Origin of the sequence: Actinoplanes sp. NPDC024001 (assembly GCF_040638955.1) — a bacterium.
In the GTDB taxonomy this organism is placed as follows: domain Bacteria; phylum Actinomycetota; class Actinomycetes; order Mycobacteriales; family Micromonosporaceae; genus Actinoplanes.
Genome location: NZ_JBEZZB010000035.1, coordinates 16764 through 31906, shown reverse-complemented (window position 1 = coordinate 31906; position 15143 = coordinate 16764). Strand labels below are relative to the sequence as shown.

General features: G+C 72.4%; 13 protein-coding genes. 7 read left to right on the top strand and 6 right to left on the bottom strand.

Going from position 1 to position 15143, the window contains the following annotated elements:
• Nucleotides 1-77 precede the first annotated feature (77 nt).
• A complete protein-coding gene (locus AB0F81_RS16075) occupies nt 78-1055 on the bottom strand; it encodes a carboxypeptidase-like regulatory domain-containing protein (protein ID WP_360197297.1) in 978 nt (325 codons plus the stop codon).
• A gap of 23 nt (nt 1056-1078) precedes the next feature.
• Nucleotides 1079-2704 (bottom strand): NB-ARC domain-containing protein, encoded by a 1626-nt coding sequence (locus tag AB0F81_RS16070; RefSeq protein WP_360197294.1) that lies wholly within the window; start codon nt 2702-2704, stop codon nt 1079-1081.
• Nucleotides 2705-3243: 539 nt separating this feature from the next.
• Between AB0F81_RS16070 and AB0F81_RS16065 the strand changes: the two genes are divergently transcribed.
• Nucleotides 3244-4032, top strand: coding sequence for a maleylpyruvate isomerase family mycothiol-dependent enzyme (locus AB0F81_RS16065; RefSeq protein ID WP_360197292.1), 789 nt, complete (start codon nt 3244-3246; stop codon nt 4030-4032).
• Between the two features lie 40 nt (nt 4033-4072).
• Here the strand turns inward: AB0F81_RS16065 and AB0F81_RS16060 are convergent, their stop codons facing one another.
• Entirely contained in the window at nt 4073-4612 is a 540-nt protein-coding gene (locus AB0F81_RS16060) for an FKBP-type peptidyl-prolyl cis-trans isomerase (protein WP_360197290.1), read from the bottom strand.
• A 61-nt stretch (nt 4613-4673) separates the two neighbouring features.
• Nucleotides 4674-5951: a sugar efflux transporter gene (locus tag AB0F81_RS16055; protein ID WP_360197287.1), complete on the bottom strand. Its 1278-nt coding sequence runs from the start codon at nt 5949-5951 to the stop codon at nt 4674-4676.
• A gap of 87 nt (nt 5952-6038) precedes the next feature.
• On the opposite strand from AB0F81_RS16055, the gene AB0F81_RS16050 reads away from it, so the two are divergent.
• The 3 genes from AB0F81_RS16050 (at nt 6039) to AB0F81_RS16040 (ending at nt 8382) form a co-directional block, all read left to right on the top strand.
• Nucleotides 6039-6626 carry an ABATE domain-containing protein gene (locus AB0F81_RS16050; protein WP_360197285.1) on the top strand — a complete coding sequence of 196 codons (588 nt, stop codon included), beginning with the start codon at nt 6039-6041 and terminating at the stop codon, nt 6624-6626.
• Nucleotides 6627-6730: 104 nt separating this feature from the next.
• Nucleotides 6731-7282, top strand: coding sequence for a sigma-70 family RNA polymerase sigma factor (locus AB0F81_RS16045; protein WP_360197283.1), 552 nt, complete (start codon nt 6731-6733; stop codon nt 7280-7282).
• The gene (locus AB0F81_RS16040; RefSeq protein WP_360197281.1) at nt 7282-8382 is read left to right on the top strand and encodes a hypothetical protein; all 1101 of its coding nucleotides are present in this window, start codon (nt 7282-7284) and stop codon (nt 8380-8382) included. Before AB0F81_RS16045 ends, AB0F81_RS16040 begins: the two co-directional genes overlap by 1 nt.
• Before the next feature lie 61 nt (nt 8383-8443).
• Here AB0F81_RS16040 and AB0F81_RS16035 read toward each other — a convergent pair whose 3' ends face one another.
• Nucleotides 8444-9886, bottom strand: a complete 1443-nt coding sequence (locus AB0F81_RS16035; RefSeq protein WP_360197278.1) for an Nramp family divalent metal transporter — start codon at nt 9884-9886, stop codon at nt 8444-8446.
• 42 nt (nt 9887-9928) lie between these two features.
• Nucleotides 9929-11191 (bottom strand): alpha-hydroxy acid oxidase, encoded by a 1263-nt coding sequence (locus tag AB0F81_RS16030; protein ID WP_360197275.1) that lies wholly within the window; start codon nt 11189-11191, stop codon nt 9929-9931.
• 107 nt (nt 11192-11298) lie between these two features.
• On the opposite strand from AB0F81_RS16030, the gene AB0F81_RS16025 reads away from it, so the two are divergent.
• The 3 genes from AB0F81_RS16025 (at nt 11299) to AB0F81_RS16015 (ending at nt 15128) form a co-directional block, all read left to right on the top strand.
• On the top strand, nt 11299-12465 hold the full coding sequence (locus AB0F81_RS16025) for a macrolide family glycosyltransferase (protein ID WP_360197272.1): 1167 nt from the start codon (nt 11299-11301) through the stop codon (nt 12463-12465).
• Between the two features lie 166 nt (nt 12466-12631).
• Complete coding sequence (locus tag AB0F81_RS16020) at nt 12632-14407, top strand: serine/threonine-protein kinase (RefSeq protein ID WP_360197269.1); 1776 nt, start codon at nt 12632-12634, stop codon at nt 14405-14407.
• 46 nt (nt 14408-14453) lie between these two features.
• On the top strand, nt 14454-15128 hold the full coding sequence (locus AB0F81_RS16015) for a maleylpyruvate isomerase family mycothiol-dependent enzyme (protein ID WP_360197267.1): 675 nt from the start codon (nt 14454-14456) through the stop codon (nt 15126-15128).
• Nucleotides 15129-15143 lie beyond the last annotated feature (15 nt).

Here is a 15143-nt window from a genome sequence, read left to right as displayed (position 1 = left end):
GGTGGGCCCGCCCCGACCGCCGTAGATCACACGGAACCGGGGGCCGGCCCGCCAGCCGGCCCCCGGTGCACCAGATGTCACATCGTCACGTTGAACGTCCGGATGCCGGAGGCGGGCACCCGCACGACGGTGTCCTCCACACCGGACCGGTCCTCCTCGCCGATCCGTACATCCCACTCGATCGTGACCTGCTGCGGGCCGGCCATCGGCATCTCGTACGCCGTGTCACCGGCATCGGTGGAGTCCGCCACGCCCATGTCGTCGCCGGTGGTCACGTTCACCGCGGTGAGACGCCAGGAGTCGGCCACCGAGCCGTCCTGCACGGTCACCGCGCCACGCAGCACGCTCCCGGCGACCAGATCCATGTCGTACGTGGTCTCCTCGCCCGCCCGGACACCGATCGTCTCGGCCCGGAACCGGTTGCCCACGCCGCCCGACCACTGCCGGGGGAAGGAGTACTCGACGAACATCAGCGGCCACGAGTACGGCCCGAGCTGCCCGATCAGGTACCGGCCCTCCTCGTCGGCCCGCACTGCGCCGAGCCCCGGGCCGACACCGGAGTGCCACGCGGTGATCGCGACTATCGCGTTGGGCGCCGGCGCGCCGTCCGGATCACGCACCACGCCGCTGATCGCTCCGGGCGAGTCCAGCTGCACGGTGGAGGCCTGGCTCACCTGGCCCGGCCGTACCCGGATCTTTGCCGCTTCGCGCTGGTCGCCGGTGCCCCCGGTCGGGCCGGCCCACTGGTGGCCGTATCCGTCCGGCGCGACGACGAACATCTGATACGTGCCGGCCGGAACCTCGTCCGTGATGATCCGTCCCTGCTGGTCGCTGTAGTCAGCTCCGCAGCTGTCCGGCAGGCCGCCGGTGCCCGGGACCTTCAGAATGACGCACGCGCCCTCGACGGGTTGTCCGGTGGCGCGATCGACGACGGTCGTGAAGACTCGCCCGCCCGGCGCGGCCGTACCCCCCTGAGCCGGCCCGGCGATGCCGCCGGCGGCCAGCGCGGCGACCGCGAGCACCGCACTGGCGCGTAATGGAAATCGATGGATCATGGTCGTTCCCCCCGTACTGGATGTCACTTCTCTGCAGGCAAGCGTGGGGCGCTGTCCGGCGGCGACGGTGGAGTTCGGACGAATTCGGACGCCGTGGCGCTCCGGCCGGCGACGGCGACCAGGGTGGCCCGTTCGGCGTTCAGCCAGGCGAGTGCGGCGCGCCGGTCGGTCATCGGCGGGACCCGGGTGACCGGCGCGGCGATGGCGGGCCGCCAACCGGCCAGGGCGGGGTAGAGGATCCGCACGGCGGCAGCGGCGGTCGCGAGGTAGTAGTCGAACAGCCGGGTCAGCGCGGCCCGGCGATCGGACGGGCGTTCCTCGTCGCCGGCCCGGGTGGTGGCGTAGGCACGCACGAGATCGTGGAACGTGTACCGGCCGGGGGCGGTCTGTTCCAGCAGGTAGTCGCCGCGCAGGCTGCTCACGAGCGTCTGGGCGGTGGCCACGTCGGTGTCGGCCAGGGCGGCTGCGGCGTACGCGTCGAAGTCGTGCCCGGGATGCAGCGCGAGCAGGCGCAGCAGCCGCCGCTGGGCGGCCGGCAGGTGCTGGTAGGACTGGTGCAGGGCGAGTTCGACGCCGGTGTCCAGGCGCCGGTCGCGGTGGCGTTCGTCGAGCCGGTCGGCGTGGTCGGTCAACGTCCAGCCGGGCGTGCCGCGAACATGCCCGGTGATCAGGCTCAACGCCAGCGGTAGGTGTCCGCAGCGCCGCGCGATCCGCGCCGCGGCGCCCGGATCCGTGCCGGCCGCCACCTCGGGGACGGCCTCGAGCAGGAACGCCAGGGCCTCGTCCGGGGCGAACGCGTCCATGGCCAGGTGGACCGCGGGGCGCAGCTCGCCCAGGGTGCGCCGGCTGGTGACCAGGACCAGACAGCCCGGCGCCGCCGGAAGCAGCGGACGGATCTGCTCGATGGTGGCGGCGTTGTCCAGCACCACCAGGGCCCGGCTGCCGGCGAGGCGGGCGCGGTAGGCGGCAGCCCGCGCGGCCAGTCCGTGCGGGATCCGCTGGCCGGGCATCCCGAGCAGGCGCAGAAACCCGTCGAGCACGGCCGCCGGATCGGCCGGCGGTTGCGCCGGATCGGTGTCGAAGCCGCGCAGGTTGACGAACAGCACCTGCTCGAACGGCTGCCGCTGGTGAAGCACGTGCCCGGCGTGGACGGCGAGCTGGGTCTTGCCGACACCGGCCATGCCCTCGATCACCACCGTGCCGCCGGTCCGGGCGGCGTCGCGGATCCGGTCCAGTTCACGGTCGCGGCCGGCGAACGCGGGAGGATCCTGCGGCAGGTCGCCCTGCACCCGTACCTGGGACACCGCCTCGATCTCCCCACCGATCACGCGCAGGACCTGACGCCACTGGGACACGTAGCCGGTGTCCGGATGCAGTGCCTCGACCACCGCGACGACCAGGTCGGTGTCGAGACGCTGCCGCCCGGGCCGGAAGCAGTATGCGACGGTGGACTTGCACACCAGCTCGTCGGCCGGCCGGCCCGCCGCGGCCCACGCCGTGTTGACCCGGTCCTTGATCGTCTCGTAGGAGGGGCTGCCGGCCCAGACCTTCAACCGGCGCAGACGCTCGACGACGTCCGCGAGGTTGCCGGCCCGCGCCGGGTCGGGCGGCGTCGCGAACCAGCCGCACTGGTTCGACTTCCGGATCACCGGGCACCTCGCCGATGCGCGCCGTCCGAAATCGTCCGAACCCCGACCTCGCCGGGAGAGCGCGCTCCACACTCGACGGATCGACCGGAAGGGAGGGAGCGATCATGGCGCCGAAGCGCAGAGAGATGGGCTGGGGCTGACCCCTGTCCTCGCCCGGGAGGGGTGCCGGGTCGTTCGGCCTCGCCCTGATCACCGTCGCGGCGAGATCTCTCCCAGGTGATCCCCGCGGTGGCTGCCGCTTCGCGCGACAGCCACCGCAGCCGAGCGGCGGACCAACGAACACCGAACATGCGTACGCCGGGCACGAACCGACCCTCCCCCGTGTCGGGCCGGTCATCAGACGCAGCCGCTTGAGAGAAGGCTCGGCGACCCGCCGGCGAGGCGGAAGGGGCGGACCGCAGCTCGCGACAAACCACGATGTTCTCGCTGGTCAGTGCTTTGTTCAAACCGGGTTCGTGAACAAACGGCCGACCGGCGATGAGTTCGGCCGGGGCGCCGGGTCATACCGGCACCGACAATTCCTGGAAAGGTCGAGCCCCATGACTGAGCTGAACCCGGAACGTGCCCGGCAGACGATCATCGAACACACCCGGCGCCTGGCCGAGTCCGCCACGGCGGCCGGGCCTGACACCGTCGTGCCGACGGCCCCGGACTGGACCGTCGCCGAACTCGTCGCGCACGTCGGCCAGACCCAGCGCTGGGTCGCCGAGATCATCGACCGGCGGATCACCGACCCGATGAAACTGCCCACCGAGATGGCCGCACTCCCCGCCGACCCGCGCGACTGGCCGGCGTGGCTGGCGGAGTCCGCGGATCGGGTCGTGCGCGCGTGCTCCGACGACGCGCTCGACGCGCCGGTGTTCAACGCCGCGGGCGACAGCCGCACCGGCACCCGGTTCTGGCTGACCAGCGTCCTCAACGAGACGGTGATCCACGGCTTCGACGCCGCCAACACGGCCGGCCGGGCGGTCGACATCGACGCCGACATCGCCGCCGCGCTGATCACCAACCACCTCGCGATGCTCACCTCGCCCACCTGGGAGATGCGGCGCTCCGAGTCCGCCCACGCGATCCGCGGCACCGGGCAGACCCTGCAGTGGCGGGCCACCGACACCGCGGACGGCGACAACGGCTGGTTCGTCGAGCAGCGGCCGGACGGGGCAGCCTGGCAGCCCGGAGTCCGGCAGGCCGATGTCACGGTGAGCGGCCCGGCTCCGTCGCTGCTGCTGATCCTGACCCGGCGACTCCCTCTCACCGGTGTCGCCGTCGACGGCGACACCGCCCTGGTCCAGCGCTGGCTCGACAACACCGCCCACATCGCCGACTAGCGTCCACCGGCTCGGGCGGGCACGTCCGTCCCGGGACCGGTCAGGAGGCCGCCAGCACGTCGACGACGAATCGCAGCGCGCCGGCCGGTTGCCCGCCGGCGGGACTCTCGCCGTACGCCAGGTCCGCGGGGATGTCGAGCTGGACCCGGCTGCCGACCTTGGCGCCGAGCAGCCCCTGGTCCCAGCCCTTGATCACGCCGCCGGTCCCGAGCGCGAAGTTGAACGTCTCGGAGCGGCTCCACGACGAGTCGAACTCCTTGCCGTCGGCGTAGGTGACACCGACGTAGTTCACGTCGATCGTCTGACCCGACTGGACCTCGGCGCCGGCGCCCTCGATGAGGGTCGTCGTCTTGAGCGCGGTGATGGTGCCGGTGCCCGCCGACACGGCCGGCTTCTTGCCCAGGGCCGGGTCGGCGCCCTCGGGAAGCGGCGGGAACGCGGCGCTCGACGCGGCCGGGTTCGCGCTGGGGGTCGCGCCGGCGCCGGTGGTGGGGTTCGAACTCGACGTGGTGCCGATCCACACGATCAACCCGACCACGAGGGCCAGCACGACCGCTGCCGCGCCGGCGACGGTCAGCATCTGGCGGCGTTTCTGGCGCGCCCGGGCGCGCGCTTTGGCGGCCTTGGCCTCCGCCCGCTTCTCAGCTTTCGTCTTGAGCGGCGGTCCACCGGGGCTCTTGCGGGTCGGACCACCGGGAGCACGGTTGACAGCCGAGCCGCTGCGGCTCGCTACGGAATCGGGCACCGCCCGACGATACGACATCCGGCTGTGAACCGGGTTCCCGAGACCTGGCAGCAAGCTTGGTGTGCCGGGCGGCCATCAGCAGAACGCCACCGAGGACGGCGAGCACCGCGCAGACCAGCAGCGCCGGGCGGAAGCCCAGCGTCTGGGTCATCGCCCCGGCGAGCAGTCCGGACACCAGCGAGCCGACGGTCAGGGTGTTGGCGAACAGGGTGGTCGCACGCCCCGGCGAGTGCGGCGCGAGGTCCTGCACATGGCTGATGCCGAGCGTGCCCACCACCGCCACGGCGATGCCGCGTACCACCTGTGTCCCGATCAGGAACGGCATCGCGGTGGCGGCCGCCACCAGCACGAAGAAGACGGCGAGCAGGGCCATGCCGGCCAGGATGACCATTGTCCGTACGCGGGCCGGAAGCAGCATCGTGGCCAGCGCGACCGGGATCTCCACCAGCGCGCACACGGTGAAGAGCAGACCCATCTCGCGGCCCGGCCGGTGCAGGGCGCCGGTGACGTAGAGCGGCAGGACCACCGACCCGGACAGCATCGCGGTGTGGAAGCAGGTGAAGCTGCCCGCCGCGAGCAGCATCGCCCGGGAGAGCCGGCCCCTGCCGACGTGCGCGGGCCTGTCCCGGTGCGGTCGCGGTGTCCGGCCGAGCAGCAGCAGCGGCCCGGCGACCAGCAGGAACGCCAGGGCGGTCGCCAGCAGCAGCCGGTGGTACCCGCCGGCGGCCAGCAGGGCGGCGCCGATCATCGGTCCGATCGCCCACGCGAGCGACCAGGCCGAGCGCAACGCGGGCGTACGCCGCAGCGACGCCTGCTCGCCGGCGCGGTCGTGGTGGGTCCGGGCCAGTGCGAAGAGCTGGGGGAACGCCGCCGTTCCGGCGCTGAGCAGCCCGGTCGCCACGAGCAGCAGGACGGGGTACGAGGTGGTCGTGGTCAGCGCCGCGTATCCGGCGGCGGCCGCGCCGACCGTGACGAGGGCCGGCCATCGGCTCGCGCTCCGGTCGTAGCGCCGGCCTAGCCAGGTGCTCACCGCCAGCCCGCTCAGCGACGTCAGCGAGATGAAGATCCCGACCTGCAGCGGGGACAGGTGGGCCTCCTGCGCGCCGAAGAGCACCAGGTACGGAGCGATCATGGAGTCGGCGATGCCCAACGCCAGCACACTGAGCAGCAGCATGACGCCCCTTCCTCTGATGCAGGCTAAAGTGTGTTGACTAGAAACATTCCGCGGATGATGCAGGTCAAACACGCTTGGGTGGAATCAGTGTTTCTTGAGCTCTTCGGCGGCATCGCCTGCCTGGACTTCGCCAACACCCTGGACGGGCGCGCCACGGCCCGCCCCGAGGAGTCGCTGCGCTCCTACGCCGACCTGAGCGACTGGTCCGCGTACGCCGGGCTGATCGACCCCGCCACCGCCGCCCGTCTCCAGCGCCGCGGGACCGACGCCGATCTGCGCACCGCCGTCGTGCTGCGCGAGGCGATCTTCGAGGTCTTCGCCGCCGTCGGCCGCAAGCAGACCGCCCCCACCGCGGCGCTGGCCACCGTGCAGTCCCACTACGCCGAGGCGATGGCCGCCGCGCGACTCGTCCCCACCGAACCCGGATACGACTGGCAGTTCACCGGCGACGACCCCGCCCGCGCGTGGTGGCCGGCGGCCGTCTCGGCGATCCGGCTGCTCACCGACGGCCCGCTGAACCGGGTCAAGGTGTGCGCCGCCCAGGCCGGCTGCATCGGCCTGTTCCTCGACACCAGCAAGAACCGCAGCCGCCGCTGGTGCACGATGGACGGCTGCGGCATCGAGGCCAAGATCCAGCGCCAGGCCTCCCGCCGCCGAGCCGCCCGCCACACCTGACGGGCGCGCACGGCGGAATGGGCACGCCGGCACGAGGCGCGGGTCCGTGATCCGGCCGGGCATCGTCGTGTCACGATGGGGCCGATGCCGGACATGAGGAAGACGTGAGCTCTGAGGACCGGTTCCGGCGCGCCTACGCCGGCAACTTCGAAGCGCTGCTCGCGTACGCGTCCCGCCGCGTCGAACAGCCGGAAGACGCCGCCGACGTGGTCGCGGAGACCTTCCTGGTGGCGTGGCGGCGCAGCGCCGACCTGCCGCCCGACGACGAGATACGGCTGTGGCTCTACGGGGTGGCCCGCCGGGTGCTGTCCAACCACCACCGCGGCGGGACACGCCGCGAACGGCTGGGTGAACGGCTGCGGCAGCGGCTGACCGCGGTGTCCTCGCCCGACCCGGGCAGCGAGGTGCCGCAACGGCTCGCCGTGCGGGCCGCGCTGCGCCGGCTGAGCGCGACGGACCGCGAGATCCTGCTGCTCAACGTCTGGGAGGGTCTGCAGCCCGCCGAGGTGGCGAAGGTGGTCGGGGTGAGCCCGGCCGCGGTGCGGACCCGCCTGTCCCGGGCGCGGGCCCGGCTGCGGGAACTCGTCGGTGACGACCGGGACGCACCCGGACATGTACTCGACGTCCTGGCCGCACCCGTCCCGAAGGAGGGCTGATGTCCGACGAGCACCTCGACCGCCTGGTCCGAGACGCCGACCCCTATCGACCGGAGGTCATCGGGCGCCTCGACGGGGCGGATCAGCATCTCCTGGAGGAGATCATGTCCACCCCGAAGTCCGACTCTCCGGTGCGGCCTTGGCGCCGTACCCTGGTCCGCCGGCTCGCCCCCGCCCTGGCCGCCGCCGCGGCCGTGGCCGGTGTGATCGCCGTGTCGTCGCTCTGGCGTGCGCAGCCCGACACCGTCGACGCCGGGCCGGTCAGCCCGCCCCGGGCCAGCGCGAGCGCCGGCGCCAGCGCCGGCGCCGTCATCGACGCCGGCGCGATCAGCGGGTGGTCACTTGATCTGAAGGCCGCGCAGGGCCATCCGCGCCTGCTGATCGACGAGCCCGGCTGGAAACCGGACCACGTCTACGGGTTCGCCGAGGAACACGGCACCATCAACTTCCGCAACGACGCCCGCAACCTCGAGATGAACTGGTACCCGGACGAGCAGTACCAGGGCTACTACGAGGACCGGCTGCACGTCAGCAAGCCGGAGGCCACCACGGTGGCGGGCCGGCCGGCCAGCATCTTCACCTACACCTCGAACGACATCGCGGCCATGCTCAAGCCCCAGGACGGTACGTTCGTCGAGCTGCGCGCGCAGGGCGACTGGACGCGGGCCACCTTCGACGAGGTCCTCACCAAGGTGGTCCGCAAGGACGCCGAGTCGTTCCTCAAGGCGCTGCCGCCGGAGATCGTCACGCCGGGTGACGTCCGCACCGAGGCCGCCAAGATCCTCGCGGACATGCCGGCCCCGCCGGGCTTCGACGTGGCGGTGCTGGACAACGCCGGCGCCAACGACCAGTACCAGTTCGGCGCGGCGGTGGCCGGCCGGGTCGCCTGCGACTGGATCGCCGAGTGGGTCCGCGCCGACAAGGCCGGCGACAAGGCGGCGGTCAAGCGGGCCGCTGCCGCGCTGCGCAGCAGCCACCAGTGGAAGGTGCTGCACGACATGAACACCAAGGGCGACTACCCCGAGGTGCTCTGGGAGATCGCTGACAAGGTCGCCGGCGGTGACGTCCCGAAGTGGTACAAGCAGGGCCTGGGCTGCTGAGGCAGCCGTTGCTGACGCCCGATGACGGCGGGCCCGCCACGCCGTCATCGGGCGCTGGCGCTCAGCCGCCGAACAGCTCGCGCAGCTGCTGGTTGAAGGTGAGCACGGAGAGCAGGCCGAACAGCAGGAAGGCCCACACCAGGGCGGCGACCCGGCCCGCGCCCGGGCGGATCTCCTTCGGCAGCACCCGCCGGTTCACCAGCAGCAGCAGCGCCGAGTAGATGAACATCATCAGCCCACCGGTGACCGCGGAGATCACCAGCAGGACCAGCGGCTGGGACAGCCCGGACAGGATGACGATGATCCCGATCAGGACCAGGCCCCACACCAGCGCGAAGTAGATCTTGCTCTCGTTGGCGTTCTTCAGGTACGCGGTCTTGAGGACGTCCGCGCCCAGCCGGCTGGTGTAGTCGACGATGCCGAGCGCCGCGGCGAACAGCGAGAAGGCGCCGATGATCCAGAAGAACGTGCCGAACCAGCCGCCGACCGCCGCGTTGAGGGCCTCGCCTTCGGCCTTGAGGAAGGAGATGTTGCTCTCCAGTCCCTCCTTGCCGAACACCGTGGCGTAGGCCAGCAGCGAGGTGAAGACGATGGTGAGGAAGCTGATCAGCACGAACGTGATCAGCTGTTCCCGGTTGGCGAACGACCACCAGCGCCGCCACCGGCCGAGGTTCTCCTCGGTGGGCTCGAAGACGAAGCCGGTCGAGGGCGCCGCCTCCGGGTGGCCGGTCACCGGGCTGACGATCCGCGGCACGTAGGCGCCCATGCCGAACCTCTTGTCCCGGATCCAGTTGCTCTGGCAGAGGTTCTGCCCGCCACCGGCGCCGGCGAAGGCCAGCGCGCCCAGCAGCAGCGCGAAGCCGAGCTCCTGGTGCGGGATCCCGGCGTTGGTGATGATCTGCGGGGTGTCCGACCACGCCGTGGCGCCGATCGCGGCCACCGCGCCGACCACGATGAGCAGCAGGACGGCCGCGACCTTCACCATCTCGGTCTTCTCGAGCGCCTGGTAGACCACCGGCGCCATGGTCAGGCTGACCCCGATCACCAGCAGGATGCCGATCGCGATCGGCGCGACGCTGCCGCCGACCAGGTAGGTGATCAGCGTCGCCGAGCTGGTGGCCCAGCCCGGCCAGATGTTGGCGAAGTAGGCCATGACCGCGAAGACCAGGCCCCAGTGCCGCCAGTACCGGCTGAACCCGGTCAGTGCGGTCTCCCCGGTGGCCAGGGTGTACCGCTCGATCTCCATGTTGAGGAAGTACTGGGTGGCCAGGCCCACCAGGGCGGCCCAGACGAACACCAGGCCGACCTGCGAGGCGATGTAGGGGTAGAGAACGAACTCACCGCTGGCCATGCCGACGCCGGCGGCGATGATGCCCGGCCCGACGACCTTGCGGAAGGCCGACGGCGGCTCGGGCATGTCGCGCACTTCGGGCGCGGCCAGATACTTGGTCGGGAAACGATCCACCACCGAGCTGGTTCCGCCCGGTTGACCGGTGCTGACCATGGATGCCCTCCTGGGTCGTGAGTGGGGACGGGTTGACGCGGCTCAGACCGGGACGCGCGGGGTGAAGGCGACGTGCCGGGCGGTGAGGTCCTCACTGCGCCGCACGCCGAGCAGCTGCATCGAGCGCCGGTACTCCTCGGTGAGGATCTCGGCGGCCCGCAGCACGCCGTCCCGGCCGCCGGCCATCAGGCCGTACAGGTAGGCGCGGCCGATCATGACCGCGTCCGCGCCGAGGGCGCGGGCCGCGAGGATGTCCTGGCCGTGCAGGACGCCACCGTCGATGAGCACGGTGGCCTGCGGGCCGACCGCGGCCCGCACGGCCGGAAGCACGTCCAGGGTCGCCGCCGAGCGGTCCAGCTGGCGGCCGCCGTGGTTGGAGACCACCACACCGTCGACGCCGTGCTCCATGACCTCCCGCGCCGACTCCGGGGTGGTCACCCCCTTGACGACGACGTTGCCCCGCCAGCGTGCGCGCAGCCAGTCCAGCGCGCGCAGGTCCAGGCCGGGATCGAACATCATGCTCGCCACCTGCCCGGGAGTCGGGTTGCCCGGGACGCTGGAGAGCGAGGCGAAGCTCAGCCCGCCGGTGCTCAACAGGTTGAACCACCACGCCGGGTACCGCGACATGTTCAGCACGGTCCGGGCGGTGAGCGTCGGCGGGATGGTGAGGCCGTTGACGACGTCGCGCAGCCGCATCCCGGAGACGGTCGTGTCGACGGTCAGCAGGATCGTCGTGTAACCGGCCGCCTCGGCCCGGGAGAGCAGGTCCTCGTTCACCCGCGGGTCGGTGGTGAAGAACAGCTGGAACCACAGTTCGCCGCCCGGCGACGCGGCCCGGACGTCCTCGATGGAGGTCGACCCCACGGTCGACAGCGCGTACGGCACGCCGACGTGCCCGGCCACACCGGCGACGGCGGCCTCGCCGTGGTGGTGCATCATCCGCGTGTAGCCGGTCGGGGCGAACACCAGTGGCAGGGCGATGCGCCGGCCCAGCAGGGGCACGCTCAGGTCGGGGTCGGCGACCGAGCGCAGCGCGTCCGGGCAGAACGTGACCCGCCGGAACGCGGCGACGTTCCGCTTCGCGGTGATCTCCTCCTCCGCCGCCCCGTCCACGTAGTCGAAGACAGCCCGCGGGGTCGTCCGCCGGGCCACCGCGCGCAGGTCGCGGATCGAGAGCGCCCGCTGCAGCCGGCGCGCGGTCCGGTTCAGCTGAGGCCGCTGGAACTGCACGACGCTGCGCAGCTCCGACCATTTCGGCATCTGCCGTACCGTCCTGGCCCGCGCGAGCGGCGATTTCTCGGCCATGGTCGCCCCCTTCCGACAGCGGACGGATCGGCCCCCGGACTCCCATTCCCTCACAGCCAGATCCATACCGCCCGCGTAGGGCGTGGAATGCACTTAAATACATCACTATGGCAACCGTTGCGTTCTTCGCCCCTGCCGCCGCCGGGCACGTCAACCCCACCCTGGGCCTGGCCACCGAGCTCGTGAACCGCGGTCACCGGGTCACCTACGCGACCACCACGGCGTACGCCGAACGGGTCGCCGAGACCGGCGCCGAGGTCGTCCCGGTCACCTCCACCTGGGAGGGTCGCGGCGACATCGAGACGCCGCAGATGCACGGCAGGGACCTCGTGCGCGCCATGAACCTGCTGCTGACCGAGACGAAGGCGATGCTGGCGCAACTCGGCGGCGCCGAGCGGCCCGACCTGGTGGTCCACGACGGGACGATGTGCTGGTGGGGCCGCATCCTGGCCGGGCGGTGGCAGGTCCCCTCGGTGGAGACCTGGCCGAATCTGGTCAGCAACGAGCACTGGTCGATGGCCCGCGGGTACACGACGTTCAACCCGCTGAGCCCGGGCTTCCTGCTGATGGCCGTCCGGCTGAGCCGCTACCTGCGCCGGCAGGGCGCCGCCGGCATGGAGGCCTTCATGCGCGGCGACAACGCCGCCTTGCGGCTGGTGACGCTGCCGCGGGCATTCCAGTACGCCGGGGAGACCTTCACCGACCGGTACGAGTTCGTCGGCCCCCTGTTCTCCGCACGCGGCTTCCAGGGCGGCTGGGAACCGGCCGGTGATCTGCCCGTGGTGCTGGTGTCGCTCGGCACCGCCTACAACGACCGGCCCGAGTTCTACCGCACCGTGCTGCGCTCGGCAGCGGGGCGGCCCTGGCAGGTGGTGCTGGCCATCGGTGGGGTGGACCGGGCGGCCCTGGGCGAGGTGCCGCCCAACGTGGAGGTGCACCGGCAGGTGCCGCAACTGGCGGTGCTGCGCGAGGCACGGGCGTTCGTCACCCACGCCGGGATGGGCAGCACGATGGAGAGCCTGCACTTCGAGGTGCCGATGGTGGCGATACCGCAGATGGCCGAGCAGCGGGCCACCGCCGACCGGATCGCCGAACTCGGCCTCGGCACCGTGCTGCCCCCGGACCGGGTCACCGCGGACACGCTGTGGAACGCCGTCGACGCCGTGGCCGACGACCCGCACGTACGCGAGCGGCTGGCCTGGATGCGCGGCGAGCTGACGGCCGCCGGTGGGGTCGCGGCCGCAGCCGACGCCGTGGAGCGGGTCTTGCGGTGAAGCAACGAGCCACCCGCCGCCGGGTGACGACCGGCCGGCGGGCCTGCCAATCCGTGACTATTCAGGCGTCCTGACGTTGCCTTCCGCCCCGGGGGCCGTGACGATCGGCGTCGCTTCGACCCCGATCGTCCCCTTGCTCCCGGCGCAGAAAGGACACGGCGAACACGTGCGGCCGTCCCTCTCCCTTCCCCCGTCCGGCTCCGGCCCTGAAGAGCCCGCCACCGTCGATCTCAGCAACCGCTGTGTCGGCAACTCCTACGTGCTGGTCTGCCCGGTGGGGCAGGGCGCCACCGGCACCGTGTGGCGCGGCGTCGACCGCTCCACCGGCGAGCAGGTCGCCGTCAAGCTGCTGCACGAGGGCCTGTTGCGCCAGCCCAAGCTGGTCACCCGCTTCGTGCAGGAGCGCACCATCCTGATGATGGTGCGCCACCAGCACATCGTCGGTGTCCGCGACCTGTTCAGCGTCGGCGAGTCCATCGGCCTGGTCATGGACTACGTGGCCGGCGGCAGCCTGCGCGACCGGTTGCGCGCCGCCGGCACGCTGCCGGTGTCGGACGCCGCGCGCCTGCTGGCCCAGGTCGCCGCCGCGCTCACCGAGACCCATGCGCTGGGTGTGGTGCACCGCGACGTGAAGCCCGACAACATCCTGCTCGACGGGCCCGGCGAGGACGCCGAAGTGCGGCTGACCGACTTCGGCATCGCGCGGGTGCTCGACGCGGCGGGGCTGACCACGCCCCACGCGATCATCGGGACCCCGCACTACATGGCGCCCGAGACGGTCAGCGGCGGTGAGGCCGCCCCGTCGGCCGACGTGTACGCGCTCGGCGTCACCCTCTACGAGCTGGTCTGCGGACACACGCCGTACGTCGGGGAACCGTTCGCCGTGCTCCAGGGCCACCTGAACGACCCGCCCCCGCGCTCGGCCGGCGTACCCGACGAGGTGTGGTCGGTGATCGAGGAATGCCTCGACAAGGACCCGGCACGGCGCCCGACGGCCGCCGACCTGCACGACACGCTGCGGGTGCTCGCCCGCCGCACGGCCGGGGTGCCGGCACTCCCACTCGCCGCCGACACGGTGCCCACCGAACCCCACGGGCTGCCCACGAGCCTGCCCAGGTCGGTGCCGCCGCGTCCGGCTCGCCGCCCGCACCGCAACGGTCCGCGCAGCTGGCTGTGGGGCCGGCACAGCCTGGTCGTCGCCCTGGTGTCGGCCTCGCTCGCCGCGACCGGATGGGGCGGCTATCAGGCGTGGCAGCTGCGCGACGCGCGCAACGCACCGGCGCCGGCCACCGCCCAGCTGCCGTTCGGCCAGCACAGCGCGCCGGCAGCCGCCGGCGCCATGCCGCAGCCCGCGCCGTCCGGCGCGAACGCGCCGTCCGCTCCCCCGGTCCTCGCCGCCGGCATCAGCGGGTCCTCCGGCGGCGCCGGCATCAGCGGGTCCTCCGGAACCACCGGCACCGTGGCGCCGTCGGCCGGGGTGCGGGAGTCCGGCCGCAAGCCCGGATCGGCGCAGGTCGGCGTCACGGCCGGACCCGGCCGCATCGGCGCCACCGCGGGCCCGGGCAAGGTCGGCGGCTCGGTGGAGTTCGGGCCGTGGCACTGCGGCGAGAAGTACACCTGGGACCTCGGCCACCCGGTGCTGGCCCAGCCGTGTCACGCGCTCGGGCCGACGATCCGGGTGCTCGGCGAGATGGAGGCGGCGCCCGGCGTCCAGGCCGACATCTCGCTGGCCGTGCACGACGCCGCCACCGACGAGATCGTCGCCGGCCCGCACCGCTGCCGCGGGCTGATGTTCACCGACTTCGCCATCAAGCACAGCTGCGGTCCCGGTGAGCTGACGGCGCCGCGCGGGGGCACCTACGTCGTGGTGCAGACCTGGGAGTACACCGGCCGGCCGCTGCTGCCCGGCGGCACGATCCGGGGTCCCGAGTTCAGCTGGTGACCGGCGGGCCTGCCGTTACGGGCCGACAGCACCTAGGGTCGGACGGATGGACCTGGACCACCTCGCCATCCTGCGGCAGGAACTGGCCGGCTTCCACGGCTACCTGTCCGCCGACCTGAGCGCACCGGTCGAGCACTGCGGCGACTGGACCCTGCGCGACCTCGCCGGTCACCTGGGCAGCGGCAACCTGTGGGCGGCCACCGCCATCACCGAGGGCCACGGCAGGCACCGCCCGGAACCACCGCCGGACGGTGTCGCCGACTGGTTCGCCGACACCTCCCGCGTGCTGCTCACCGCGCTCGAGGTGGACCCGGCGACCGAGGCGTGGACGTTCGCTCCGCCCCGTACGGTCGGTTTCTGGCGCCGCCGCCGCTGCCTGGAGACGCTGGTGCACCGCTGGGACGCCGAGCACGCGCTGGGCCTGCCCAGCGAGATGGATCCCGCGCTGTGCGGCGACGGCGTCGCCGAGGTCATCGAGGTGTTCGTGCCCCGCATGATCAAACGCGAGCTGCTGAGCCCGCTGCCGGCCGCCGTCCGCTTCACCGCGACCGACCTGGGCGCCTGCTGGATCGTCGGCCCCGGCGACCCGGTCGCCGAGCTGAGCGGCACCGCCGCGCACCTGATGCTGGCGCTGTGGAACCGGTTGCCGATGCCGTGGGACACCCTCAGCGGCGACGAACAGACCGCCCGCAAGGTGCTGGCCGGCCCGCTCGTTCCCTGAATTCGGTGGCTGCCC

What these genes read in the sequence shown, in the direction of transcription:
- AB0F81_RS16075 (WP_360197297.1), bottom strand. Translation starts at nt 1,055, where the DNA reads ATGATCCATCGATTTCCATTACGCGCCAGTGCGGTGCTCGCGGTCGCC.
- AB0F81_RS16065 (WP_360197292.1), top strand. Translation starts at nt 3,244, where the DNA reads ATGACTGAGCTGAACCCGGAACGTGCCCGGCAGACGATCATCGAACAC.
- AB0F81_RS16060 (WP_360197290.1), bottom strand. Translation starts at nt 4,612, where the DNA reads ATGCTGACCGTCGCCGGCGCGGCAGCGGTCGTGCTGGCCCTCGTGGTC.
- AB0F81_RS16055 (WP_360197287.1), bottom strand. Translation starts at nt 5,951, where the DNA reads ATGCTGCTGCTCAGTGTGCTGGCGTTGGGCATCGCCGACTCCATGATC.
- AB0F81_RS16040 (WP_360197281.1), top strand. Translation starts at nt 7,282, where the DNA reads ATGTCCGACGAGCACCTCGACCGCCTGGTCCGAGACGCCGACCCCTAT.
- AB0F81_RS16035 (WP_360197278.1), bottom strand. Translation starts at nt 9,886, where the DNA reads ATGGTCAGCACCGGTCAACCGGGCGGAACCAGCTCGGTGGTGGATCGT.
- AB0F81_RS16030 (WP_360197275.1), bottom strand. Translation starts at nt 11,191, where the DNA reads ATGGCCGAGAAATCGCCGCTCGCGCGGGCCAGGACGGTACGGCAGATG.
- AB0F81_RS16025 (WP_360197272.1), top strand. Translation starts at nt 11,299, where the DNA reads ATGGCAACCGTTGCGTTCTTCGCCCCTGCCGCCGCCGGGCACGTCAAC.
- AB0F81_RS16015 (WP_360197267.1), top strand. Translation starts at nt 14,454, where the DNA reads ATGGACCTGGACCACCTCGCCATCCTGCGGCAGGAACTGGCCGGCTTC.